This is a genomic window from Nonomuraea sp. NPDC049714 (assembly GCF_044465295.1).
Lineage (GTDB): Bacteria > Actinomycetota > Actinomycetes > Streptosporangiales > Streptosporangiaceae > Nonomuraea.
This window is the reverse complement of the sequence record NZ_JBITLM010000011.1, coordinates 317,306-341,723: the sequence shown is the minus strand read 5'-3', so window position 1 is coordinate 341,723 and position 24,418 is coordinate 317,306. Positions and strand designations below refer to the sequence as shown.

Below are 24,418 nucleotides of genomic sequence, written 5' to 3'. Positions count from 1 at the left end.
CCGGCGCACCGGCTACGGTTGACCATGGGGCAGGCCGGCAGTGCGGGATACGCGAGGGCGCGATGAGCAGAGGATCGACGGGCGAGAACCCGCGTCCGCCGGGCCGGCCCGTGGACGCCAGTCTGGGGCCCGTGATCATCGAGGCCGTGCTCGACGAGCTCGCCGAGTCCGGTTACGCGCGACTGACGACCGCGGCGGTCGCCCGCCGGGCCGGGGTCTCCACGGCCACCCTCTATCGGCGCTGGCCCTCCAAGCGCGATCTCATCCTGGCGGCCGCGGAGCAGGCGGCCTCGTCGGAGACCGACGGCATCGACACCGGCTCCCTCGACGGCGACATCCGCGAGCTGCTGACCAGGAAACAGCTGCCGATGTCCGGCAAGCCGGGCGCCACGCTGATCGCGCTCCTGGGCGAGGCGGTGCATGACCCGGAGCTCGCGGAGATGATCCGCGCGGGCGTTCTCACCCCGATGCGGGAGCATCTGGCCAAGGTGCTCGACCGCGCGATCGCGCGTGGCGAGGTCGACGCCGGCGTCACCGCCGACAGCGCGGCCCGCCTTCTGGCCGGGCTCATCCTCGCCCGAGCCGCGTTCAGCGAACCCGCGACCGGCGGCGCGACGGCGCCGTCCGACGTCGACGCGGACACCGCCCTGCTCCTGCTCGCCCTCGGTCACCGCCGCGCCTGACAGCCGGCCCGGCCGCTGAGACGTACGTCACATCCGGCGTCACATCCGGCTTCCTGTCACGCGAAGCGTTGCTACCCGGTCAACACGTGTGCGTCCTCGATCACGCCCTGACGTCCCTCAACGCCTGCGACCGCACTGCCCGGCGGCCCGTGACCTGAAGGAGAAGACCCATGTCCCAGCCCTTCCCGTTCGTCATCGATCCCACCGGCGCCGACCGGCACGCCGAATACCGGGCCTTACGGGCTCGGGGCCCGGCCACCCCCGTGGACATCCTCGGCCTGCGCGCCTGGGCGGTCACCGATCCCGCCGTTCTCAAGACCATGCTCACCGGCCCGGACGTCTCCAAGGACGGCCGCACTCACTATCCGGCCTTCCAGCAGACGACCAGCACGTGGCCGCTCGCCCTGTGGATCGAGGTGAAGAGCATGCTCACCGCGTACGGCGCCGACCACCGCAGGTTACGGCGGATGGTCGCCCCCGCCTTCAGCGCGCGCCGCATCGCCAGGCTGAGGCCGACCATCGAGGCCATGGTCACCGAGTTGCTCGACGACCTCGCCGAAGTGCCCGCCGGCCAGGTGGTGGACCTGCGCGAGCGCCTGGCGTACCCGCTGCCCATCAACGTGATCGGCCACCTGATGGGTGTGCCGGGAGACCAGCGGAACGACTTCCGGGAGATCGTCGATCGCGTCTTCGACAGTACGCTCACCCCGGAGGAGGCCAAGGCCAACACCGCGCGCCTGTTCGAGCGCACCGACCAGCTGATCGCCACCAAGCGCGGCGACCCGGGCGACGACATGACCTCCCTCCTCATCGCGGCGCGCGACGAGGAGTCGGACGGCGCCGGCTTCACCGACGACGAACTGCGCGACACGCTCATTCTGATGATCAACGCCGGGTACGAGACGACCGTCAACGTCATCGACCAGGCCGTCGTGGCGATGCTGACGTCCCCCGGCCGACTCCACCTCGTCCGGACCGGCCAGGCCACCTGGGAGGACGTGGTGGAGGAGACCCTTCGCCACGAGCCCGCCATCAAGTACCTGCCGCTGCGCTTCGCCGTCACCGACATCGAGCTGCCCGACGGGCAGATCATCTCCGCCGGAGACGCCATCCTCGCCGCCTACGGGGCCGCCAACCGGCACCCGGACTGGCACGGCCCGGACGCCGACACCTTCGACGTCACCCGCAGGGTCAAGGACCACCTGACGTTCGGCTACGGCATGCACTTCTGCCTCGGCGCCCCCCTGGCCCGCCTCGAAGTCGCGGAGGTCCTGCGCCAGCTGTTCGAGCGTTTCCCCGCCATGTCACTCGCGGTGCCGGCCGACGCGTTGCGCCCGATCCCGACCCTCATCAGCAACGGTCACCAGGAACTCCCCGTGCGCCTGCGCGCCGTCGAGTAGGGCGGTCCCGCGACCCCGGGCCCTCGGCGGATCACCTCGGGCCGGCCGCCCGCAGGATCCGCGCCGTGTACGGGTTCAGCTCGATCGGCTCGTCCTCGCCGACGATCACCGTGCCGCCGAGGTAGGCCAGGTGGCGGCCGAAGACGTAGTTGGGCTCGAAGGCGAAGGTCATGCCGGGTTCGAGTGCCAAGTCGCCGTTGACGGTGGGGTGGTCGGCCTCAGGAGGGTACGCCTCGGCGCCGGCGACCCGGCGACGGGCGTCGGCGGGGAAGCCGCTGAGCGTGATCGCCGGATTGAGCCCGTGCACCGCCGGGCCGAACGCCCAGCCGTCGGCCGCGTCCAGCGGCTCGCGCATGGCCTCGACGACGTCGCCGAACGTCCGGCCGGGACGCAGCGCGCGCAGTCCCGCGTCGTAGGCGGCGCGGGCGACCTCGGCGGCGCGCAGCAGGTTCGCGTGCGGCTCACCGATGGTGATGGTGACCTGGTGCTGGGTGTGGCGTCCGCCGAAGGCGCAGAACACCTCGGCGGAGATGATGTCACCGTCCCGCAGGACGCGGGGGGCCTGCGGGCGGTAGCCCCACTGCGGCAGGCCCGAGGCGAGCGGATCGGGGCCCGACCAGAAGTGCATGGCCGCGGGAGTCGTTCCGCGCGCGTATCCCGCGGCCATGCCGGCCGCGTACACCTCGCTCTCGGAGACCCCGGCGGCGGCGGTGTCGACCATGGCCCGCGCCATGGCGTCGCCGATGCCGGCCGAGTGACGTACGACGGCGATCTCCTCGGGGCCCAGCACCATCATGAGCCGGGACAGAGCCATGGCCACCGGCCTGAACTCGGCGCCGGGGAACTCCCGCAGGATGGTGTCCCACAGCCGGTACGGCACGATGCCCTCGGGGTGCCACGGCGGAGAGGCCTCCAGGCCGAGGACGCCGATGATCCCCTTGGTCAGGCCCAGCTGGTCGAGCGTGCCGGCGACCGCGCGGGAGTCGCGCCGCGATCGGATGTTCCGCGGCGGGATCCAGGTGACGTCGCCCCTGCGCGTGGACTCGAGGTGGTCCATCGCGAACATCTCCATGGGGAACAGCGCGATCGGTTCGCCGTCCCGGGGGAAGACGACCGTCGTCCCGGCCCGGCCGTTGGTGAACCACAGGTCGTAGGCGAACGGCGCCGGGCCCGCGTCCTCGTGCTCACCGAAGACGAGCAGCGCGTCGAGGCCCTCGCGCTCCATGAACGCGCGCGCCAGGTCCCATCGGCGATCACGCTCGGCCATCGAGAAAGCCGGTACGGCCATGTCACTCTCCCGCAAGTTCGGATGCCGCGGACCCGGACAGGGCGGTCAGCTTCACGCTGTCGTCCCACAGCTCCTCGGCGCGGGCGGTGTCGTAGGACTCGTCCGACGAGGGGATGGCCTCGCGCTGGTGGAAGTACTTGCCCGTGATGCCGGCCGGCTCGGGAGAGGTCGCGAGCCAGGCGAGCGCGCCGCCCGACTCCTCGATGGTGTAGATCTTGTCCGTCAGGAACCGGCGCAGCAACGGCCGCACGCGGGGCAGCACGTACGTGGCGGCGAATCGGACCGGGGCGGAGTGGTTGCGCTGCAGGCTGGTCCCCAGCACGAGACCGGGGTCGTAGGCGTTGGCGGTGACGCCGTCGGGCAGGCGGCGGGCCAGGGCGTAGGTGAAGTAGACGTTGGCCAGCTTCGACGTGGCATAGCGGCGCTGACCGAAGGCGAAGGGCCCGTCGGAGGCGGCGCTGGGCCCGAGGTCGCCACGGGCCAGAGCGGGCACGCCGGTCCACGCGGGAGCGGGCAGCCCGGCCGTCTCCGCCGGGTCGTGGGTGCCGCTGGCCACCACGACCACCCGGGCGGGCGCCTTCAGGGCCGGCAGCAGCTCGTTGACGAGCAGGAAGTGGCCGAGGTGGTTGATGCCGAACGTGGACTCGAAGCCGTCGGCGGTCCTGGTCACGGTGGTCCCGGCCTGCACTCCCGCGTTGCACACCAAGGCGTACAGCGGGGGAAGCCCGCCCGAGGTCAGCCGGTCGGTGAGCTCGGCCGCGAAGGTGCGGACCGAGGCGAGGGACGCGAGGTCCAGTGACATCGCCTCGACCGTATGGGCCGCACCCGCCGCGCGGGCCAGCCGGTCGACCGCCGCCCGCGAACGGCTCGCGTCCCGCGAGGCGATGACGACGTGCCACGGCCCGTCGCGCGAACCGAGGACCGCGGCGGCGCAGCCGAGACCGATGCCGCTGTTTCCCCCCGTGATGACGACCGTCCGGGCCGGGCCCCGGCCCGTGGATGAAGATGACATGCGTGGCTCCTGTTTTCGCTGTTGCCGACCGGCGGAATCAGGAGCAACTGTGCGCGCCGCCGCCCGCCTGAACCAGATCCAGCTCATCCCCGGACGATCCGTCCCTGGGTCCGTACCTCGATCCGATGCCCTGGCCGAAGTCGTGCCCACCTCGGCGACGACCCGGCCGCCGGTGTCGGCGCGCAGGCGGGCGAGAGTCGGCACGGTCAGGAATCGTCCCAGGTCAGCGGTGCTTATCCTGACCGGAAGAGCTCGCTCAACGCAGGATGGATGTCGTCATGACCACACCTGAGAGCATGCCGATCAGCGCCCCCACGGCGGTCCTGGTGATCGACACCCGGGGCGACGTGATCGGCTGGACACCGGGCGCGGAGGAGCTTCTCGGCTACAGCGCGGCCGAGGTCCTCAACCGCTCCGGCGCGCTGCTCATCATGCCGGAGCGCGCGGCGGCCTGGGACGCGGGGTACGGCGGCCAGGAGACCTGGTCGGGATTCGCCGAGTTCCGCCATCGCGACGGCACCAGGATCCTCGGGCACGTCGAGGGCACCCGGCTGGTCACGCCGGGGGAGGAGCCGGCCTGGCTGGTGGCGGTGACACCGGCCACCGCGGGCGCCTCGGGACGGGCGTGCTCCTGGGTGGAGCCGCTCATCAGGCGTACCCCGGTGGCCATGGCCATCTGGGACCACGACCTGCGCTGCGTATGGCTGAACACGGCGGCGGAGCGCCTGCGGACGGTCTTCCCCTGGTACCGGCTCGGCCGATCCCTGGCCGAGCCCCTGCCGGGCACGCACACCGAGGCCATGCAGGAGACGGCGCGCCAGGTGCTCGCCAGCGGTGTCCCGCACCTCGACCGCGAGACTCGCTGGACCTCACCCGACCGGCGCGAGGACCGTACGTTGTCGACCTCGCTGTTCCGGCTCGAAGGCGTGGACGGACGGTCGCTCGGCGTCTGCACGCTGACCATGGACATCAGCCACAGCCGGTCGCGCGACCGGCTCGCCCTGCTCCGCGACGCCAGCGTCCGCATCGGCAGCACACTCGACGTCAGGAAGACGGCGCAGGAGCTGGCCGACCTGGCCGTGCCCGTCCTCGCCGACTACGTCACCGTCGACCTCGCCGAATCGGTCTTCCCGCACGCCGAACCCCTGCAGCGGCTGGCCGCCACGGAGATGAGCATCCCCGTGTTCCGCCGTGCGGGCGTGGCCTCGATCCACGACGGGAGCCCCGAATCCCTCTGGCCGCTGGGGCAGGCGGTGTTCGTGCCCCCGTCGTCGCCCTTCACCGAAGTCCTCTCCTCGGGCCGCGCCCACTTCGAGCCGGTGCTGAACACCTCTTCCGGCACCTGGCTCGACCAGGACCCGGACCGGGCCGCGGTCATTCACGACACCGGCATGCACACGCTGATCATCGTCCCGCTGCAGGCCCGCGGCGACATCCTGGGCGTGGCCGTGTTCGTCCGCACCGACAACCCGGAGCCGTTCACGAGGGACGACCTGATCCTCGCGGAGGAGCTCGGCGTCCGCGCGGCGCTGAGCCTGGACAACGCGCGCCAGTACACCCGTGAGCGCACCGCCACGCTCGCGCTGCAGCGCAACCTGCTGCCGAGCAACCTGACAGGCGGCGACGCCGTCGACCTGGTCTCGCACTATCTGCCCTCCGATGCGCACGACGGCGTCGGCGGTGACTGGTTCGATGCGATCCCGCTGCGTGACGGCCGGGTCGCGCTCGTCGTCGGGGACGTGACCGGGCACGGGATCAACGCCGCGGCGACCATGGGGCGGCTGCGCACCGCCGTGCGCACCCTCGCGTACCTCGGGCTGCCGCCGGACGAGCTGCTCGTCCACCTTGACGATCTCGTGGTACGGCTGGCGGAGGAGGACGCCGGCCCCGACGGTTTCCCGGACGCCGCGGGAGCCACCTGTCTGTACGCGGTCTACGACCCGGCCACCCGGTGCTGCACCATGGCCGCCGCCGGGCACCCGCCCCCCGCGACCGTCACCCCTTCCGGCGCGGTCACCTTCCACCGGCCGCCCAGCGGCACCCCGATCGGCCTGGGGCTCGGCTCCTACCGATCCCTCGACCTCGAACTCGCCGAAGGCAGCCTGATCGCCCTCTACACCGACGGCCTGATCGAGACCCGCGAGGCCGACATCGAAGCCGGCATCGACCGTCTCGGCGGCGTCCTGGCCCGCGCCGCCGCGCTCCCGCTGGACAAAATCTGCAGGACGGTCATCCGGGGCATGGTGGGCGACACCGGCGCCGAGGACGACGTCGCGCTGCTGGTGGCCCGTACCCGTTGATCAGATGATGATCGCCTCCGGCCCGGCCGTGGGTCGTGCCGGCCTCCGATCTGGCCCCATCGGCCGGCACTGACACGTTCTTGACCATTGACATCATGTGACATTTGTCGGCATCTTCTTAGGCGCGCCGAGGCTCCGCGTCACCCGCTGTTCCCTTTCGCGTGCGAAGGTGACGCCGCGTACAGCGTCCGCATCGGCAAGGAAGGTGATCGCGTGTCCCAGCCGGATACGGCCTCCACCCAGGGGCGCACTCCCGCGTGGCGCTACGCCATCGGGATGCTGGGCACGTCCATCCCGATCAACATGATCAAGGGATCGATGATCCTCTTCTACGTGGACATCCTCGGACTGGACGTCCGCGCGTACGGCGTGGTCATGGTGATCTACGCGGTCATCGACGCGATCGACAACCCGCTGCTCGGCCACCTCTCCGACCGCACCCGAACCCGGTTCGGCCGGCGCCGCCCGTGGCTGCTGGTCGGCGCGCCGATGCTCGTGGCCTGCATGGTCGCCTTCTTCTCCGCGCCGGCCTCGCTGGAGGGCATCGGCCTTCTGCTCTGGTTCGCCGTGTTCGCGATCCTGTGCGAGGCCTTCGACTCGATGCTCAACGCGAACTACGGCGCGCTGCTCCCCGAGCTCTACCCGAGGGAGCGCGACCGCGCCGTCGCCAACGGGCTGCGCCAGGGCTTCCAGCTCGTGGCGCTGGTGATCTCGCTCGCGGTCACCCCGTTGCTCACGACGAGCGTGTTCGGCACCGAGGATTCCACTCAGGGCTTCCAGATCACGGCGATCATCTATGGCGCGATCGCGCTCGTGGTGATCGTGTTCATGGCGCTCGGCGCGCGCGAGCGCCCCCGCTACTCCACGCGGGAGCGGCCGTTGCTGCTGCGGAGCGTGTGGTCGATCGTGCGCAACCCGATGTTCTGGACGGTCGGGCTCACCGGCGCCTGTTACGGGATCGCCATGGCGCTCGTGCTCTCGGGCATCCAGCTGTACGTCCGCTACTCGCTCGAGCTGCCCGTCGGGAACGCGCTCTACCTTCAGGGCATCGTCATCCTGGTCACGGCGGGCGGCCTCGTGGTGTGGACGCGCGTCGTCGCCCGCCGCGGCGCCCTGTGGGCCTGGCGGCTCGCCTTCACGGTCCTCGCGGCCGGCTTCGCCGCCTTGTTCTTCGCCACCGACCTGGTCACCGCGATCGCCGCGGGGGTGCTCGTCGGGGCCGGCTGGTCGGGCATGCTCGCGACGAACGATCTCATCGTCGCACGGGTGCTGGACGCCGACGCGGCCCGCAACGGGGAGCACCGCGAAGGGCTCTTCCTGTCCGCGTTCGGCTTCTTCGGGCGGCTCAACGGGATCGTGACCGGACTCGCGCTCACCTCGCTGGGCGTGTTCTTCGGCTACAACTCGGGCGACGACCCCGGCACCGACCCCGGGCTCGCGTTCCGGGTGTACCTGTGCGTGTACCCGTTGGTGCTGACGGCGATCGGCGCGATCGCCGCGCGACTCGTCACGGTCCCGCTCGAACCGCCGCCCGAAGCCGCCGAGCCGGTCGAGCCGCCACCCCCGGGCCCCGCCGACGAGCCGGTCGAGCCGCCGCCTCCGGGCCCGGTGGACGAGCCGGTCGAGCCGCAGCCCGCGGGCCCGGTGGACGAGCCGGCCGGGGAGCGCCCCCGATGACCCGCCGCGTCGTGATCACCGCCGACGATCTCGGCCGCGAAGCCGGGACGACCGAGGTCATCGTCGCCCTGCTCGCCGAGGGACATGTCACCGCGACCACGCTCATCTGCGTCTCGCCCGCAGCTGAGCGAGCCGCGAGCCGGGTCCGCGAGCTCGGCGTGGTGCCGCGCCTGCACGTGACGCTCACGAGCGAACGCGGGCTGCCACGCTGGCGGGCCCTCGACGGCGCGGCGAGCCTCGTCGATCCGGACGGCACACTCAGCGACGATCCGTTCGCTCTCGGCGCCCGCGGCGAGGCCCACGATGTCGTACGGGAGGCCGACGCGCAGCTGCACTGGATGCGCGAACGGAATCTCGTGCCCGTGGCGGCCGACTCCCACGCCGGCACCCTCTACGGCCTGCACGGCAGGTCCTGGCTCGCCGAGGCGCTTGACTGGTGCGCGCGCCACGGCTTCGCCTTCCGGCTGCCCCGTGACCCGGAGCCGTACGTCGGCGCACCGCTCCCGCCGGGGCTCGCGGCGGCGCACGAGCGCGCCGTGGCCCTCGCCGACGCACTGGGCGTGTCCATCCCGCAGACGATCGCCACGAACCGGCGCACGGCGTCCGAACTCGGTGCCTATGAGCGGCTCCGGGACGACTACCTCCGCCGGCTCGCCGCCCTCCCCGAGGGCACGAGCGAGCTGTTCCTGCACCCGTCCAGTGAGGACGCGGTCACGGGACCGGACGGTGTGGTGCGGACCTGGGAGGCGCGGCTGCTGCGTGACCCGGTGTGGCTCGACGCCCTGGAGAGCGAGGGCGTCGAGGTCGTCGGAGGCTGGTGGCCCTGACCCGTCAGCCCGTTCAGTGACCGATGCCCTTGAACTCGCCGGCGTTGGCCGCCCGGGCCGGGAGGAGCAGGGCCGTGATGACCACGGCCACGGACAGCACCGCGCCGATGATGAACGCCAGCCGCATGCCGTCGAGGGTGGCGAGCGTGTCGGCGACTCCAGCAGAGGTCAGGGCGTCGGCCCGCGCGCTCATGACGGTCACCACGAGCGCGGTGCCGAAGGCCGCGGCGACCTGCTGCAGCGTGCTCAGGATCGAGCTGCCGTGGGAGTAGAGGTGCGGGGGGACCGCGCCGAGCCCGAGGGTGAACACCGGCGTGAAGGTCGCCGCCAGACTCACCATCAGCAGCGCGTGCAGACCGAGGATCTGCCAGTAGGGCATGGTCATCGAGACCTGGGTGAAGCCGGTGAGCGCGAGCATGATCCCGATCGCGCCGGGGATGACCAGCACCCGGCCGCCGTACTTGTCGAACAGGCGGCCGACGGTCGGGCCCAGCAGCCCCATCGCGAGACCACCCGGCATCACGAGGAGCCCGGTCTCCAGGGCGCTGAGCCCGCGGACGCTCTGCAGGTACAGCGGCAGCAGGATCATCGAGCCGAGCATCGCCATGAAGGCCAGCGACATCAGGATCAGCGCGACCGTGTAGGTGCGCTGGCGCAGGGTGCGCAGGTCCAGCAGCGGCACACCGCGCTTCTGCAACGACAGCTGGCGGACGACGAAGACGGCGATGGTGACCAGCCCGGCCGTCACGATCGCGACGGCGACGCGGACGTCACCGCCCTCGAACCGGCTGAGCCCGTAGACCAGGCCGCCGAAGCCGGCGGCGGCCGACAGCACGCTGAACCAGTCGATGCTGCTGGCCTGGGGCTCGCCGATGTCCTCCAGCCGCTTCAGACCGCCCCACGTGATCAGCGCGGCGATGGGGAGCACCACGACGAACAGCATCCGCCAGGACCCGAACTGGAGGATCACTCCCGAGACCGCCGGGCCCATCGCGGGCGCGACCGACATGGCCAGGGTGACATTGCCCATCACCCGGCCCCGGTCCTCCTCGGGCACCACCCGCATCAGCGTGGTCATCAGCAGCGGCATCATCACGGCCGTCCCGGCCGCCTGGATGATGCGGGCGCCCAGCAGCACCTCGAACGACGGCGCGACGATCGCCAGCGCCGTGCCGAGCAGGAACAGGCCCATCGCGGTGGCGTACGCGCGGCGGGTGGTCACCCGCTGCAGGAACCACCCGGTGGCCGGGATGACCGCGGCCATGGTCAGCATGAAGGCGGTCGAGAGCCACTGCGCGGTCTGCTCGCTGATGTGCAGTGCGCTCATCAGCCCCGGGATCGCGTTGATCATGATCGTCTCGTTGAGGATGACCACGAATGCGGCGAGCACGAGCAGCCGGATCACGGCCGGAGTGCGGCCCTTGGCAGCGGGCGTGGCCGCGGGCTTGGCGGGTGAGTCGAGCTGAGGGCTGGACACGGTACCTCGATCGGGGTTGGTGGGCGGAGCGTGATCACGGCTGGGGTGCCGGCCTTCGGTCGCACAAGGCGTTGTGGTCATGGACAGACTGACCTGTCCCACTGACAAAACTCATCGACCGCGCCCCACATTGCGGCAAGTGACGCGAAATGTCACCAGATTTTCATCGGCGGCCGGGCCGGGAAGTCGCTCCGTGACCTGGGCACGCGTCCACGCGTCGCTGCTCGCGCCGGGCGCGTCAGATGCCGGGAGTCCCTGGTGGGAGGAGGCTGCCGGCGGTGTCGAGGAGGGTCTCCTCGACGGGCCGGGTGCGCCAGCCGAGGACCTTGTCGGCCTTCGAGGCGTCGATCAGCTCCCGCCGGCCCAGACTGGCCCGGAGTTGCGCCATGAGCGGATTGCCGCGGGCGGTCAGGCGTACGAGGAAGTCGGGCAGCCGGCGGGTCGGGACCTTGGCCGCTCGGTCGCCGAGGCGGTCGCGCAGCAGCGCGGCGATCTCGTGCATCCAGCGGAACTCGCCGGCGGCCAGGAACCGCTCGCCGGCCGCCTCCGGAGCCGTCATGGCCCGGATGTGCAGATCGACCAGGTCGCGCACGTCCACGATGGACCAGCCGATGTTCGGCAGGCCGGGCATCCTGCCGGCGAGCAGCCGCCGGACCATCTCGACCGACGATCCGCCGCCGTCCTGGCCGAGAGTCGGCCCCTGGATCATCGAGGGCAGGATCGTCACCAGTTCCAGCGTGGTCCCGGTGGTCGCCACGAAGTCCCACGCGTCGCGTTCCGCCAGTGTCTTGGAGCGGGCGTACCGGTGGGCCGGTTCGTCGGGCGGGTTCGCCCAGACGGTCTCGTCGGCCACCATGCCGTCGCGGTCGGGCAGCGCGGTCGCCGCCGAGGAGGTGAGCACCACCCGCCGTACTCCGGCCCTGTGGGCCGCGTCGAGCACGCGGCGGGTGCCTTCGCGCGCGGTGCGTACGAGATCCTGGGAGCGGTCGGTCACCAGGGGGGAGGCGACGTGCAGCACGTGGCCGACGCTCTCCATGGCGGCATCCCACCCGTGGTCCGCGGTGAGGTCGGCCTGGACGAAGGACAGCCTCGTGGGATCGACGCGTTCGGCTACGGCGTCGCGGACCCGGCGGGCGCGGGCAAGGTCACGGACGGTGGTCCGGACATGGTGGCCGCGCTCCAGCAGGCCGGTTGAAACCCATGAGGCGAGGTATCCGGTGCCCCCGGTGACCAGCACGAACGAGTCATCATTCGGAACCACCCTGGCTGTCCGTTCCCTATTCGTTGAGAAACTAATTGACTTTTTTCAGCATAACATCGAAGGGTGATCACCGCTGCGCTGCCGCGCCTTCCGAACGCCGGCAGGCTCATTTAAGGGGATCGTGACCCCAGTTCATCAGCGAATAACGCCATTTCGTCTCCCGGACGTCACCGGCGGGGCGCTGCGCCAGGTGCCGGTGTACGTAGCCGATCACCTTGCGCATGTGCGCGTAGTCCTCCTCGGTGAGGGACGACTTCTTCGCCTGGAGCAGCCCGACGATCCTGCGGCCTGACTCGTGCCCGGTGGATTCGCCGCCGTCGCTCTTCTGGCCCGCCGCCTTGGACTCATCGGTGGCCAGCCAGCGCTCCAGCTCCTTGGCGGTCATGTTCACCGCCTCGCCGAACTCGGCCGCGACCGCCCGCTCCTCCTCCTCGGTCATCCCGAGCCCTTGCCCTTCCCCTTGTCCTTGCGCAGGGCCGACGGCCTGTGCACGGCCTTCTTGCCGCTCTTGTCGCTGCGCACCACGTACTGGGGTTCGTCGGGCGAGGCGGCCACGGTACGGCCGGCTTCCTCCTGCCTCCTGGTGATCTTCTTCTCGACCTTGCCGTGAGCGGTCGATCCATGGCTTCGCCAGGTGACCTCGTCGCCCACCGAAGGCTCTTCCTTCCGCTTCTTCGTCATGCGCCGTGCACTACCCTGACCTGCGTTCACACGCCCCAGCGCGGCCCCGGAAACCCCCATGTTCCCCTATGCGTACAGCTATGCACGCACCCTCGGCGCCCCTGTCGGATCCGATGTCCACACGCGTGCGCTGTCAAAGGTCAGGGCAGGTTGAGCGGAGTGGTCACGACCAGGTCCCAGTCGTTGTGGTCCGCGACGTCCATCCAGGCGATCGTCGGGCGGCCGTGGCCGTCCAGTGCCATCGCCAGGCCGTCACCGCCGCCCCGCCGGATCGTCGTGACCGGGGTGCCCGAGCAGCGGGTTCCCGTGCAGGTGGCGAGGACGATCCGGTCGCGGTCGAGGTCCTGGTAGGCCACCAGTGCCCGGCCGGACCGGTCCAGCACCATCACCGGCCCCGCGTTGCGACCCGGCTCCGACAGCGTGGCGGTGTCGGCCTCCGGGCACTCGCGGGTGTGGCAGTCGAGCAGCTTGATCACGCCGTCGGTCACGTCCCGGTAGGCGATCAGCGGCCGGCCGTCGGCCCGGAGCACCATGGCGGCGCCCGCTCCACGAGCACGGTCGCCGAAGCCTTCGCGTACGGGCCGCCCCACGCGTGCGCGGGCACAGGCGGGGTCGGCGCAGGCGATCACGGAGATCGAGCCGGTGTCACGGTCGAACCGCAGCGCCACCAGGCGGTCGTCGGGATCCACGCTCGCGATGAGGCCGGGTTCGTCGTTCGCGTATCTGTCGCCGGGAAGCCTGGCGACCTCCTTCGTACGCGGGCGGGCGCAGCCCGGATCGTCGCAGATGGTGATCGTGAGCACTTCCGTGTCGATGTCGCTCTCGTCCGAGGGGAGCTCGTGAAGGCGGGCGACCAGCAGGCCGCCGCCGGGCCGCGCCGCCAAGGCGACCGCGCCTGGCTCTCCGAACGAGGTCACCTCCGTGACGGGCTTGCCGTCAGGGGCCCGCAGGCAGCCCTTCTCATCGCATGTCAGCAGGCCGAGCCGGATGGGCCACTTCTCTTCGTCCCGTACCAGCCCGTCCTCGTACACGCCCTCCTGCCCCCACGTCGACACGACGAGACGGCCGTCCGCCAGCCGGGTGCCGGTCGCGGTGAATCCGCCGGCGACGCCGACCGGCTCGGCCCAGCTGAGCCGTGTTCGCGCGCAGCCGCTGTCCAAGCAGGTCAGCAGCTTCGCCGCGGCGGAGTCGTCCATGAGCATGACCATGCGCCCGCCCGGCCCCGCGTACAGGGCCCGCAGGTCCGTGGTGTCGATACGTGGCTTCGGACGCCCGTCCTCCTTGAACGTCTCGGAGTCCCGGTCGCGTGACCAGCCCTCCGTGACCGCCGTCTCCGCGACCTCGATCCAGCCGGCCGGGTTGATCAGCACCGCGCCGCCGTACACCAGGCCGGGCAGGAGCAGTGCCGCGAGCACCGGCAGCGGCCTGGCCCGGCGTGGCGGGCTCGGCGGAAGCCGGTCGGCGATCTCCTCGAACTCGGCGATCGACCCCTTGACGACCAGGCGGCGCAGGAACATGCGGGTGATCACGGCCGCCTGGAACGGCACGGCGGCCAGTGCCAGCGCCATGCCGGCCGCGACCGGCGCGATGGGCAGCCCGGACACCGCCCAGCTCACCGCCCGGGGGACCAGCGCCGGGTAGATCACGACGCCGAAGGCCAGCGTGAACGGGATCACCCGGGCGCCGCCGCCGGTCAGCCGGTACGCGCGAGCGAGCGCGCCCATCGCGGACCGTCCTTCCAGGACCACGCCCGGCACGGCCAGCAGGCACGGCATCGCGCACAGGGCCGCCGCCGGCACGGCGAATGCCATGACCTCCGCGTCAAGCCACACCAGACCGCCGAACCACGCCACCAGGGCCGCCGCGAACGCCAGCACGCCGACCAGGACGAGCAGCGTCAGCGCGGGCCAGCGCCGGAGCGCGGCCCGCATCGCGCCGGAGGTGGAGACGGGCCGGCCCACCAGCAGCCCGGTGACGAGCACCACCGTCGCGGACACCGCCACCGTCTGCCCGGCCACCGAGACGACCAGCACCGCCGCCGACCACACCAGCAGGGGTGTTCCGGGAGCGCCGACGAGCTCCACGTCGCCGTTCACCACCGCCGCCGACCCGTCCACGAGTACGGCCAGCGCCGACGCGGCGAGCAGGCCGATCGGCAGGAACACCAGCAGGGCGGGCGCCAGCAGCCGGATCAGGTTCCGCGCCGCGAATGCGTAGGCCGGCCGGATCACGCCGTCCGCCGCACCTCGTCCCGAACGTCCGCGTACCGATGGTCCGCGTTGCGACCATCCGAGTGGTGAGCGTTCACGATGCCGCCCTCAGTGCTCTCACCGGGCAACCGGCTCAGCGGGCCGAGCAGGATCAGCAGCTGTAGCCAGAGGCGGGCTCGCGCCAGCCTGACCGGTCCCGGCTCGGCGGGCTGGTGGTCAGGCCCGGACATGGAGGCCTCCAGCGCGCCAGGGGTATGACATGAGCCTAGAAGTGGTCCCGTGCCGTGAATAAGCGGCAGACCCGTCCGGCATGAGATCGAACCTCTGATGACACGCGCCGGTATCCCGTGGGCGAACGCCGGGACGTCGATGCCGGTCGGTTCCGCGTCCTCCGGTCGACGGGAGTCCTGCCGGACGCGGGTGCGGAGATGCGCATGGCCCGGCAGGCCGCCCAGGTGGGACGGGTCTGCCGGGCCACGGATGACGTCAGGAGACGGGTTCGATCCACACGTTACGGAAGCGCGGGTTCTCGCCGGGATCGCCGTGGTCCTGGAGGCGGATCCCGCCCGACGCCGCGCTCTCCGGGATGTGGTCGCCGGTGCCGCCGTCGATGGCCACGTCGTCGTGCACCACCGCGCCGTTCCAGACGACCGTCACCCGCGCGTCGTCGACCTTCGCTCCCGCGCTGGTGTAGCGGGCGGCGCGGAAGGTGATGTCGTAGGTCTGCCACGTTCCGGGTGCGGTGGCCATGTTGCGGTCGGGCGCGCGCTTGGAGTAGATCGAGCCCGCCTCGTTGGCGGCCGGTGTGGTGTCACCGGACGACTCGAGGACCTGCACCTCGTAGCGTTCCTGGAGGAAGATGCCGCTGTTGCCGCGCTGCTGCCCGGTCACGTCCGGCGGGTAGTCCGGCTCGTACCACTCGGCGTGCAGCTTGAAGTCGCCGAACGTCCGCCGGGTACGGATGTCGCCGCCGTAGGACTCCATGGAGCCGTTCTCGATCGGCCAGGTCGCCGTCCCGCCGCCTCGTTTCTCCCAGGCCGCCAGGTCGGAGCCGTCGAACAGCGTGATCCGCTCGGCCTTCGACGCGGTGATGTGGTCGAGGCTGAGCTGTCCCGCGTCGCCGGAGTCGTACCTGTAGGCGATCTTGTTCGTGCCACGCCTCAGGTCGAGCGGCTCGGTCTGGACGGCCCAGGCGTCCCAGCCGCCGGTCGGGGCCAGCCGCACCCGCCTGACCTTGGTCCCGTTGACGTACACGCTCACCGACGTGCCGGTCTCCGCCGCGTAGCGAAGGCCGACGTTGTGCGTGCCGGACTCATGCGTTCGTACGGAGAACGTCGTGCTCGCGCCGGCGGTCGTGTAGCCGCCGACGAAGCCCTTGCCGGTGTAGCCCTGGTGGTCCGTGCTCACCTTCGCGCCACCGCGCAGCGAGGCCTGCTCCGCCTCCAGCACCGGTCGTTCGGCCACGGTGATGGAGTCCAGGTTGACGTTGCCCACGTCGCCGCTGTCGTACTTGTAGGCGATGGTGTTGGCGCCCGCCCGCAACGTGAGCGGTTCGACCCGGGTGGCCCACAGGTCCCACGTCTCCGTGGTGGGCAGCGGGACCTGCCTGACCTTGGTCCCGTTGACGTACACGCTCAGCGACTTGGCGCCGGGCGCGGGGTGGGGGCCGTTGGAGTAGCGCAGGCCCACGTGGTAGGTGCCGGCCTCAGCCGCCCGTACGGCGAACTGCGTGGCCGCTCCCTCGGTCCAGTAGCCGTCGACGAAGCCGCTTCCCGAGTAGCTCAGGTGGTCGGTGTTCAGCTTCGTGCCGCCGCTGAGCGAGGCGCTCTCCGCCTCGTAGGTGACGTCCGTCGCCGGGGCGCCGACCATCGAGTTGAGCGTGTACCAGGCTTCGGTGCTCCACAGCGGCTGCCCCGACGCCGAGCTGAACGGGCGCGGTGACCGCAGGTGCACCACCCGGCCTGGCTTCAGGCCCGCGATCGTGAGCTTGACCTTCTTCCCGCCGTCGGTCAGCTTCGCGGAGGTGACGGTCAGCGGCTCCTCGTCCACCTTGGGGCCGCCGTAGGTGGAGGCCGCGACGTACCGCCACTGGGTGGCCTGGTACTTGGCCGCCAGCGACGTGGCGGTCTCCGCCGACAGCGGCTGGGTGTACTCCAGCTCGAAGCCGCCCTCCGTCGCGCGCATCTTCCGGATGTCGAACGCCTTGCCGTCGCCCGGGGTCAGCTTCTGCAGGCCGTAGGTGAGCTTGCCCGGCTGTCCCCAGTTCCCGCCGGCGCCCAGACCGCCGGTGTAGACGGCGCCGTCGGGGCCGAGGCTGATCCGGTTGACCCCTGCTTCGAGTCCCTGGGTGTAGCGGAAGACCGCGCCCTGGTACTCGCCGTTGACCTTCTCCAGGTAGGCGCGCTGGAGTCCGCCGTAGGTGACGTCGCCGAACAGCATCTGGCCCGCGAACGCGCCCCGCTTCATGACCAGCGGGGTGCTGGGGGAGTTGGCGATCTCGTTGTGCGGCAGCCACAGCACGGGCGGGCTCACCGGGTTGCCGTCGAAGCGGCCGTCAGGATTGGTGTAGTGGTTGAAGAACCGGTCCTTCTTGACGTGCACCAGTTTCGAGGCGGGCAGCCAGCCGCCCTGGTTGTCCGTGACGAACAGGTCACCCCCCGGGCCCCAGCCGATCCCGTTGGGCGTGCGCAGACCGCCGGCGAGGTACTCGACCTTGCCGGTCGCCTTGCTGACCTTGATGGTCGTGCCCCTGTCCGGCGCCGGCTGCGGGTCGGTGGAGTCGCCGCCGTAGTTGATGGCGACGGAGAGGTTGAGGTAGAAGTGGCCGCCACGGTAGAGCAGCCCGAACGCGAACTCGTGGAAGTTGCCGCCGAACGGCCAGGTCGCCACGGTCCTGAGGTCGTCGGCCACCTCGTCGCCGTCGGTGTCGTTCAGCTCCACCAGCCGGGACTTCTCCGAGACGTAGAGCTTGCCGTCCACGTACTTGATGCCCTGGGGCTCCTGCAGCCCTTCGGCGATCTTCTTCGTGGTGACCCGCGCGGCCGAGGTCGCGCCGGTCACATTGTCGAGCAGGTAGACCTCGCCGAGCTTCTTCTCCGAGCCGCCCCACGTGGTGATCGCCAACCGGCCGTCAGGCAGCCAGTCCATCGCGGTCACCTGCGGCTCGAAACCGGCCGGGCGCAGGTCGGTGAGGGTGAGGTCAGGGTGTACGGCCGCCAGCGGCAGCCCGTCGCCGGGGGAGTCACCGCCGCTCTCGCAGTCCTTGCGCCCGGGGGCGGTGACTCTCACCACGTCCGCGTCCGTGCTCAGCACCGAGTTCGGCACGAGGGTGAAGTCGGCCGATCCCGGTGGCTTCCATTCCAGCTTGAGCTGCTGGCCGTACAGGTGCTCGAAGTGGTCGACGCGCAGCGCGTGGTAGCCGGTGCTCAGGGTGATCATGCCGTCGAGGGCGATCGGCCCGTGCCGGCCGTCGTTGGTGATCACGACCGAGTCGTCGATGCTCAGCCGGGAGCCGTCGTCGCTGGTGAGCCGGAACTCGTACGTGCCCGCGGTGGCGATGTCGATGTTGCCGACGGCTTCGGTGACGAACATGTCGGCCAGGCCGAAATCGGCGTCGGAGGTCCAGTCGATCGTGGGCATCAGCTTGTCCACGTTGGGGGTCTGACCAGGCTTGAGCGTGCAGAGCTTGGACAGTTCGACCTGGACGTCGTAGGTGCGCAGGGTGATGCCCGGTTCCTGCGGCGGCACCGCCGCCGCGTGCGCCTGAGCGGGGGCGACCAAGCAGGAGAGTGCGGTGAGCAGGGAAACGGATAACAGGGGCAATTTCCGCATGATCTAACTCATCTCGGCGGGGGATGGGGGTGCGGCATCGATGGCTCGGCTGTGATCCATCGGCGGATGCCGGGTGTCATTCGCTGCTGTCGAGGGGGGTAATGCTGTTCTGCGCCGTAATATATGGCGAGATCTTCGACTTGCCCATAGCCTTTCGCCGAAAATCGGAGGAAGTCATGACTTGTCAGGACGGAAGGGTGCGGCACCTGGAGGCGATCGAGCGCGACGGCAGGCCGGTCCGCGTGCTGGGCGTCCTTGCCCACCCGACCGCGCCCTGGGTCGGCCTGGATCCTCGTGATGGGTCCGAAGGCGGGCGTGCGATCTGATCCGGGACGCTTCGGATGACGTCGGCCTCCACACCGTGGCGTCATGGAGGAACGCGGGTGCGGTCCACGATCGTCAATCTGAACGCACGGCTGACGGGATCTGCTTCGGCGGGATTTTGCGCCGAGGCTCACCGGCCGCTTGAACTGACCGGACGTGGGTTTCGGCAGGCGCAAATCCTCTGAGGCCGACCGTCCGCGGACTCGCAACCGGGCGGGGCGTTCACGTCACCGGTTCAAACTTTGCGCCCCACGATGGCACATGCGGCAGTCGCGATGGGAATGATGATGCACACGGCCACTTGCGTAACTTTCAGGAACAACGGGAGCCCATCCCATCGGATGGCCATGCCCAGCGCGAAAATGAAGCAGATGATGGTGACGAAATAACCTTCGTCCAGTTCGCCGAGGAGCAGGGCGCACCCCGCGACGGCTGCCAACACGGTGATAATGATCATTCCGCTTGCCAGCCAGGCGCTGATGGTCGACCAGCTGTCGGACCACCAACTCCAGACAGGCCAGCGCTCCATCCAGGGCATGAGTAGCCAGACCACGCCGAGAAGGATGCCCAGGGGAGTGAGCAGGCGAAGCGCCTTCCACGCCCTGAGTGCGACCGTTCTCGGACCGAAGGCCACCACGAAGACGATCGAGATCGAGAGTGCGACGAACCATCCAGGTGCGTCCGCCCTTATCTGAAGAAGGCCCGCCCAGAGGTCGCTCAGCCACGCGGTGATGCTTACCGATGTATTCCCTGGAGCCGTTTCTCCCCTGAGAAACCAGACTTCGCTGACATCGAAGCTCACTATCCCCATCAGGTCGGCGATGAGGCCCAGGCAGGTGATCGCGAATGCGCCCACAGCGAGACGCCGCATGCCACCCGCGCCCGGACGTTTTCCTTGGGGAGGTGCTCCTTTCTGGTCACTCCGCCGCGCTCCATCGCCGTCCCCTGGCGGGGGGCCGTACTCGATCATGAGCTACCCCGTTGCGATCAAGTCAACAATGGTGTACCGGCGCCCGATCGTAACCGAACCATGTGTGTCTCGCTGCGCAAGTGGGAGTCAATATCAATCTTCGCAGAAGGCAACATCACCAAGGGAGACACATCCCGCAAGATTACTCGGTTATCAAATCGGAATTTCTATTTGAAAACCATTGAAAAGGCCATATCGCTTTTGTCGCATCCGGCCGAGCACGGCAGGGCGGACCACGAGGATCAGCCGTCCGCCGACAGCGCTCGTCCGGATGCTCGTCCGGATGCTCGCCCGGGTGCTCGTCCGGGTGCTCACCAGGGTGCTCGTCCTGGTGCTCATGACGGTCCCTGGTCAGGAGCCGGGCCTCGTCCGTCCGGCCGCGCAGGCCGGCGGGGCCGCGCGCAGGACCAGCCGACGGCGGTGCGGGAGCGGCGCCTCCCGCTGTCGACCATGCGACCGCCGTACCCTCTCATCGGTACATATGATTAGCTCTTGACAAACTAACGCTAGCCCACATCATTATTACCGATGGCCGGCCGTGGAACGCCGGTGAGTGGCCGGCGACAAGGAGCACGTATGCACGCGGTTGGGACACTTGACCCCGGGACCGACCGGCGTTCGCGGCCTCGCGGCGGCGGCCCGCGTAAACGGGGCGACGATCGCCTGGTCGGCTGGTTGTTCCTGCTGCCGGTGATCGTCGGCTTCGTCGTCTTCTACGCCTACCCGACGGTCCAGGGCGTGTGGTATTCGTTCACGGACTACAGCCTGCTCAACGACCCGTCGTACGTGGGCGGCGACAACTACCGGCAGCTGGTCGACGACGACCAGTTCTGGAACGCGCTGAAGGTCACGGGCTACTACGTGGTCGTGAACATCGTCGCGCAGACCGTGATCGCGCTGGGGCTGGCGGCGGTGATGCACCGGCTGACCCGGTCGGTCGTGCTGCGCGCGACGCTGCTCGTGCCGTGGCTGGTGCCGAACGTGACGATCGGCCTGTTGTGGGCGTGGCTGCTGGATCCCGACCTCGGCTTCGTCAACCACCTCCTCGGCCTGACCGGGCTCGACATCACCCTGTCGTTCAACTCCCCGACCTGGGCGATGCCCCTGGTGGCCCTGGTCAACAGCTGGGCCTACACCGGCTACACCGCGCTGCTGCTCTACGCCGGGATGCTGCAGATCCCGCAGCACCTGTACGAGGGCGCGGCGATCGACGGCGCGGGCGAGGTGCGGATGTTCCGCTCGATCACGCTGCCGCTGCTGCGGCCGATCCTGGCGCTGGTGCTGGTGGTGTCGTTGATCGGCTCGTTCCAGATCTTCGACACGGTCGCGGTGGTGTACGGCGGCAAGGCGCCCATCCCGGAGACCCGGGTCATCTACTACTACATCTACCAGCAGGCCTTCACCTACTTCCACATGGGATACGCCGCCGCGGTGGCGATGGTCCTCGTGGTCATCCTCGGCGTGCTGACGGCCGTGCAGATGCGGATGCTGCGCGCGTCGCGCTCGGACCTGGGCTAAGGAGTCTTCGGATGTTCCCCGGATTGAAGATCGGCAGAGGCGCCACCTGGCTCGCCCTCATCGCCGCGGTCGTGCTCACCGTCTTCCCCTTCTACTGGATGGTCCGTACGGCGCTCACGCCGGCGGCCGATCTTTACCGCGACTCGACCGCGCTGTGGCCGCAGAACCCCACGCTGATCAACTTCTCGCGGGTGCTGGGCCTGGTCGGTCCCGAGGAGGCCAGAGCCGCCGGCGGGTCGGGGGCGCAGATCAACTTCCTGCGGTACACGATGAACTCGCTGATCTACAGCGGGCTGATCGCCGTCGTGCAGACCTTCTGCTGCGCCATGGCGGGCTACGCCTTCGCCCGGCTGCGTTTCCCGGGCCGGGACCTGATGTTCGGCGTCATCGTCGCCGCGCTGATGGTGCCGCCGATCTTCACGCTCCTGCCGAATTTCGTCCTGGTCAAGGAGCTCGGGGTGCTGAACACCATCCCGGGCATGGTCCTGCCCAGCCTGCTGATGACCCCGTTCGCGGTGTTCTTCCTGCGCCAGTTCTTCCTGTCCATCCCCAGGGACGTGGAGGAGGCCGCGACGCTCGAAGGCATCAGCCGGTGGGGGATGTTCTGGCGGATCGTGCTTCCGATGAGCCGGGGCCCGCTGGTCACCATCGGGCTGACCACCATCGTGTGGAGCTGGAAGGACTATCTGTGGCCGTTGCTGGTGGGCAAGGGGGAGGCCACCCGCGTCCTCACCGTCGGCCTGGGCGTGTTCCTCCAGCAGTCCCCGAACCGGGCGCCGGACTGGACCGGGCTCATGGCGGGATCGGTCCTGTCCATCCTCCCGGTGCTCCTCCTGCTCATCTTCCTCGGCAAGCGGCTGGTGCAGTCGATGAACTTCTCCGGCATGAAGTGACCGGATGACGCGGGAACCCCCGGACCGGTGACCGGTCCGGGGGTCATTCACGGGTTTCAGCCTCCCGTGATGGTGATCTTGTCGATGTCGGGGGCCCAGTCGCCCGGGTTGGCGATGGTGATGGTGTTGTTCCCGGCCGCGAGGGTGACGGGCAGGGTGCGGACGCCCACGGTGTTCCAGTCGGCGGTGGCCGGGAAGCTGGCGGTGGTCGCCGTCCCGTTGTTCACCCTGATCGTCGCCGTACGGGGCAGGGCGGAGAGGTAGGAGATCGCCAGGGTACGGGTTCCGGCGGTGCTGGCCGCGACCTGGTTGAAGGTGAGGGCCGCGCCGTTGCCGATGTAGCCGACCTTGGAGCCGCCCGAGCACCCCGAGCAGGACGCGGTCACGGCGCCACCGGTCAGGGTGTTGGCCGGACTCTCCGCCTCCACGCTCGGCGTGGTCGGTCCGCCCGTGCCGACGGTCATGGCGCCGAGGCCGAGCCACCCGTCGGCGTTCTGGGCGGCGTTGGCGAACCGCAGCTTCTTGGCGTTGCCGCTGACGGCCTCCAGCGGGTTCTTCACCCGCATGACGAGCTGGTACCCGCCGTTGGAGACACCGGACAGGTCGACGGTGGTCGCGAAGTACTGGGGGTAGCCGTGGTCGCGGTAGGTGGGATCGGAGCCCACGCCCCAGTCGGGGAAGGCCCTGATCTTACGGGGCATCACCGTGCGCAGGTCCCAGGTGGTGTCCCAGGACTTGACCACGCCGCCGGCGCTGTCCTTCAGGCCCAGCGTCACCGTCCACGGGTAGTAGAACGGGGCCACGCCGTCGTGGCTGATCTGGACGCCGACCTTCGCGGTGCCGGTCACGGCGTTCTGGTAGTAGGCGTTGGTGACGCTGAGGTTGTAGCCCATCAGCCGGACGGCGGCCGCGACCTTGGGATCGGCCGGGCTGTACCCCGCGCTCTGCTCGTTGATCTTCCAGGTGGCGTGCTCCAGCTCGATGCAGGCTTTCATGTCGTCCACCTGGCCCGACCCGCCTGGCCAGTAGGAGAAGGCCTGGGACTGGATCTCGGGACGGACCTCGCCGCCGATCGAGTCGGTGATCCACTTGTTCTCCACGCCCTGGTCGAGCGTCCGCTGGAGCTGGGAGTAACTGGCGCCGCCGAGCGATTGGGGCAGGGTCACCCCGGCGAGCGGGCTGCCCTCGCGGTAGCAGAACGAGTCGTCGTGGTAGCCGATGCGGAGGTTCTTGGTCCCGGATCCGCCGGAACCCGGATACCGGACTTCGAGCTTGGTCGTGTCGAAGGCGTTGTCGTACGCCTGCAAGATCTGCGCGCCGTGGGCGTCGGTCGGCATGTAGTTGGGGTGGCCGTCACCGCTGGTGTCGGTGTCGTACGGCCAGGTGTGCCATTCGCCCCAGAGACCGACGAGGCCGGTGTGGATGAAGCCGATGCGCGGGTCGCCGTCGTAGCGGGCGCCGAACGCGGCGATGAAGTCGCTCAGGGCGGTGAGCAGGTAGGCGTTGTCGTAGTCAGGACTGGTGGTGCCCCAGTAGGAGTTGGTCCGGTAGTCGACGTGCCCGTCGAAGCAGCGCGGGATGGCGTTGGCCGGATGGCTGCCGCTGCCGCCGGGATATTCCATGTAGAACCGCATCGCGACCTGGTTGCCGTAGGACGCGCTCTCGTTGAGGGCGTCGTCGACCAGGGACCAGTCGTAGGAGCCGCAGGTGGCGGCGTTCGTCATGACCTCGGAGAGCCCGAAGTAGGTCCAGGTCAGGGAGTGGGGGTAGCCCTGGTTCTGGTCGGCGCCCGGGCTGTAGAAGCGGGCGAAGCCCTTCAGCGGGTTGTCCACCGGGCCGTCGGCCGGGGCGAGCGGGTGGACGGTCAGGGACGGGTCGGGGACCGCGGGAGCCGGGGGTCTGGGCGGCGGTCCCTGCGGGGCCGCCGCCGCGGGCGCCGCTGACGACAGCGTCAGCAGTGCCCCGACGGCGAGGGCGAGGGCGGCACGGCAGGACCGCGCCAGGAGGGGATGCATGAGGTGGTGACCTCCGTTGAGGGGTGGATGGGGGGTCCCCCGAGGGTCGGG

Annotated in this window: 19 protein-coding genes; 8 read left to right on the top strand and 11 right to left on the bottom strand. The window is 70.1% G+C overall.

The features are described 5' to 3' along the window. Window positions 1-62: 62 nt before the first annotated feature. Both ACIBQX_RS36650 and ACIBQX_RS36645 read left to right on the top strand, forming a co-directional pair. Window positions 63-683: a TetR/AcrR family transcriptional regulator gene (locus ACIBQX_RS36650; protein ID WP_397012811.1), complete on the top strand. Its 621-nt coding sequence runs from the start codon at window positions 63-65 to the stop codon at window positions 681-683. Window positions 684-853: 170 nt separating this feature from the next. Beyond that, window positions 854-2,083 carry a cytochrome P450 gene (locus tag ACIBQX_RS36645; RefSeq protein ID WP_397012809.1) on the top strand — a complete coding sequence of 410 codons (1,230 nt, stop codon included), beginning with the start codon at window positions 854-856 and terminating at the stop codon, window positions 2,081-2,083. A gap of 31 nt (window positions 2,084-2,114) precedes the next feature. Here the strand turns inward: ACIBQX_RS36645 and ACIBQX_RS36640 are convergent, their stop codons facing one another. Both ACIBQX_RS36640 and ACIBQX_RS36635 read right to left on the bottom strand, forming a co-directional pair. Continuing rightward, window positions 2,115-3,371, bottom strand: a complete 1,257-nt coding sequence (locus ACIBQX_RS36640; protein WP_397012807.1) for a M24 family metallopeptidase — start codon at window positions 3,369-3,371, stop codon at window positions 2,115-2,117. Window position 3,372: 1 nt separating this feature from the next. After that, window positions 3,373-4,383: an SDR family NAD(P)-dependent oxidoreductase gene (locus ACIBQX_RS36635; protein WP_397012805.1), complete on the bottom strand. Its 1,011-nt coding sequence runs from the start codon at window positions 4,381-4,383 to the stop codon at window positions 3,373-3,375. A 278-nt stretch (window positions 4,384-4,661) separates the two neighbouring features. Between ACIBQX_RS36635 and ACIBQX_RS36630 the strand changes: the two genes are divergently transcribed. From ACIBQX_RS36630 to ACIBQX_RS36620, 3 genes are all read left to right on the top strand, one after another. Then, window positions 4,662-6,683, top strand: coding sequence for a SpoIIE family protein phosphatase (locus ACIBQX_RS36630; protein ID WP_397012803.1), 2,022 nt, complete (start codon window positions 4,662-4,664; stop codon window positions 6,681-6,683). Between the two features lie 213 nt (window positions 6,684-6,896). Further along, the gene (locus ACIBQX_RS36625; protein ID WP_397012801.1) at window positions 6,897-8,360 is read left to right on the top strand and encodes an MFS transporter; all 1,464 of its coding nucleotides are present in this window, start codon (window positions 6,897-6,899) and stop codon (window positions 8,358-8,360) included. Continuing rightward, complete coding sequence (locus ACIBQX_RS36620) at window positions 8,357-9,187, top strand: carbohydrate deacetylase (RefSeq protein ID WP_397012799.1); 831 nt, start codon at window positions 8,357-8,359, stop codon at window positions 9,185-9,187. The genes ACIBQX_RS36625 and ACIBQX_RS36620 overlap by 4 nt, the downstream gene beginning before the upstream one ends. 13 nt (window positions 9,188-9,200) lie before the next feature. Here ACIBQX_RS36620 and ACIBQX_RS36615 read toward each other — a convergent pair whose 3' ends face one another. The 7 genes from ACIBQX_RS36615 to ACIBQX_RS36585 all read right to left on the bottom strand — a co-directional run bounded on the left by ACIBQX_RS36615 (window position 9,201) and on the right by ACIBQX_RS36585 (window position 18,647). Then, a complete protein-coding gene (locus tag ACIBQX_RS36615; RefSeq protein ID WP_397012797.1) occupies window positions 9,201-10,664 on the bottom strand; it encodes an MDR family MFS transporter in 1,464 nt (487 codons plus the stop codon). A 238-nt stretch (window positions 10,665-10,902) separates the two neighbouring features. Further along, window positions 10,903-11,925, bottom strand: coding sequence for an NAD-dependent epimerase/dehydratase family protein (locus ACIBQX_RS36610; protein ID WP_397012795.1), 1,023 nt, complete (start codon window positions 11,923-11,925; stop codon window positions 10,903-10,905). 106 nt (window positions 11,926-12,031) lie between these two features. After that, window positions 12,032-12,364, bottom strand: a complete 333-nt coding sequence (locus ACIBQX_RS36605) for a DUF3140 domain-containing protein (RefSeq protein ID WP_397012793.1) — start codon at window positions 12,362-12,364, stop codon at window positions 12,032-12,034. Continuing rightward, window positions 12,361-12,606, bottom strand: coding sequence for a DUF2945 domain-containing protein (locus tag ACIBQX_RS36600; protein ID WP_397012791.1), 246 nt, complete (start codon window positions 12,604-12,606; stop codon window positions 12,361-12,363). The genes ACIBQX_RS36605 and ACIBQX_RS36600 overlap by 4 nt, the downstream gene beginning before the upstream one ends. A gap of 140 nt (window positions 12,607-12,746) precedes the next feature. Then, on the bottom strand, window positions 12,747-14,837 hold the full coding sequence (locus ACIBQX_RS36595; protein WP_397012789.1) for a hypothetical protein: 2,091 nt from the start codon (window positions 14,835-14,837) through the stop codon (window positions 12,747-12,749). Continuing rightward, on the bottom strand, window positions 14,834-15,046 hold the full coding sequence (locus ACIBQX_RS36590) for a hypothetical protein (RefSeq protein ID WP_397012787.1): 213 nt from the start codon (window positions 15,044-15,046) through the stop codon (window positions 14,834-14,836). The genes ACIBQX_RS36595 and ACIBQX_RS36590 overlap by 4 nt, the downstream gene beginning before the upstream one ends. Before the next feature lie 256 nt (window positions 15,047-15,302). After that, window positions 15,303-18,647 carry a family 16 glycoside hydrolase gene (locus ACIBQX_RS36585; protein ID WP_397012785.1) on the bottom strand — a complete coding sequence of 1,115 codons (3,345 nt, stop codon included), beginning with the start codon at window positions 18,645-18,647 and terminating at the stop codon, window positions 15,303-15,305. 176 nt (window positions 18,648-18,823) lie between these two features. Between ACIBQX_RS36585 and ACIBQX_RS36580 the strand changes: the two genes are divergently transcribed. Further along, entirely contained in the window at window positions 18,824-18,973 is a 150-nt protein-coding gene (locus ACIBQX_RS36580) for a hypothetical protein (protein ID WP_397012783.1), read from the top strand. 233 nt (window positions 18,974-19,206) lie between these two features. Here the strand turns inward: ACIBQX_RS36580 and ACIBQX_RS36575 are convergent, their stop codons facing one another. Beyond that, window positions 19,207-19,827, bottom strand: coding sequence for a hypothetical protein (locus ACIBQX_RS36575; RefSeq protein WP_397012781.1), 621 nt, complete (start codon window positions 19,825-19,827; stop codon window positions 19,207-19,209). Window positions 19,828-20,517: 690 nt separating this feature from the next. Here ACIBQX_RS36575 and ACIBQX_RS36570 point away from each other — a divergent pair. Together ACIBQX_RS36570 and ACIBQX_RS36565 are read left to right on the top strand one after the other, a co-directional pair. After that, window positions 20,518-21,459, top strand: coding sequence for a carbohydrate ABC transporter permease (locus ACIBQX_RS36570; RefSeq protein WP_397012779.1), 942 nt, complete (start codon window positions 20,518-20,520; stop codon window positions 21,457-21,459). An 11-nt stretch (window positions 21,460-21,470) separates the two neighbouring features. Then, window positions 21,471-22,352: a carbohydrate ABC transporter permease gene (locus ACIBQX_RS36565; RefSeq protein ID WP_397012777.1), complete on the top strand. Its 882-nt coding sequence runs from the start codon at window positions 21,471-21,473 to the stop codon at window positions 22,350-22,352. A 56-nt stretch (window positions 22,353-22,408) separates the two neighbouring features. Here ACIBQX_RS36565 and ACIBQX_RS36560 read toward each other — a convergent pair whose 3' ends face one another. Beyond that, window positions 22,409-24,367: a carbohydrate-binding protein gene (locus tag ACIBQX_RS36560; protein ID WP_397012775.1), complete on the bottom strand. Its 1,959-nt coding sequence runs from the start codon at window positions 24,365-24,367 to the stop codon at window positions 22,409-22,411. Between the last annotated feature and the right edge of the window lie 51 nt (window positions 24,368-24,418).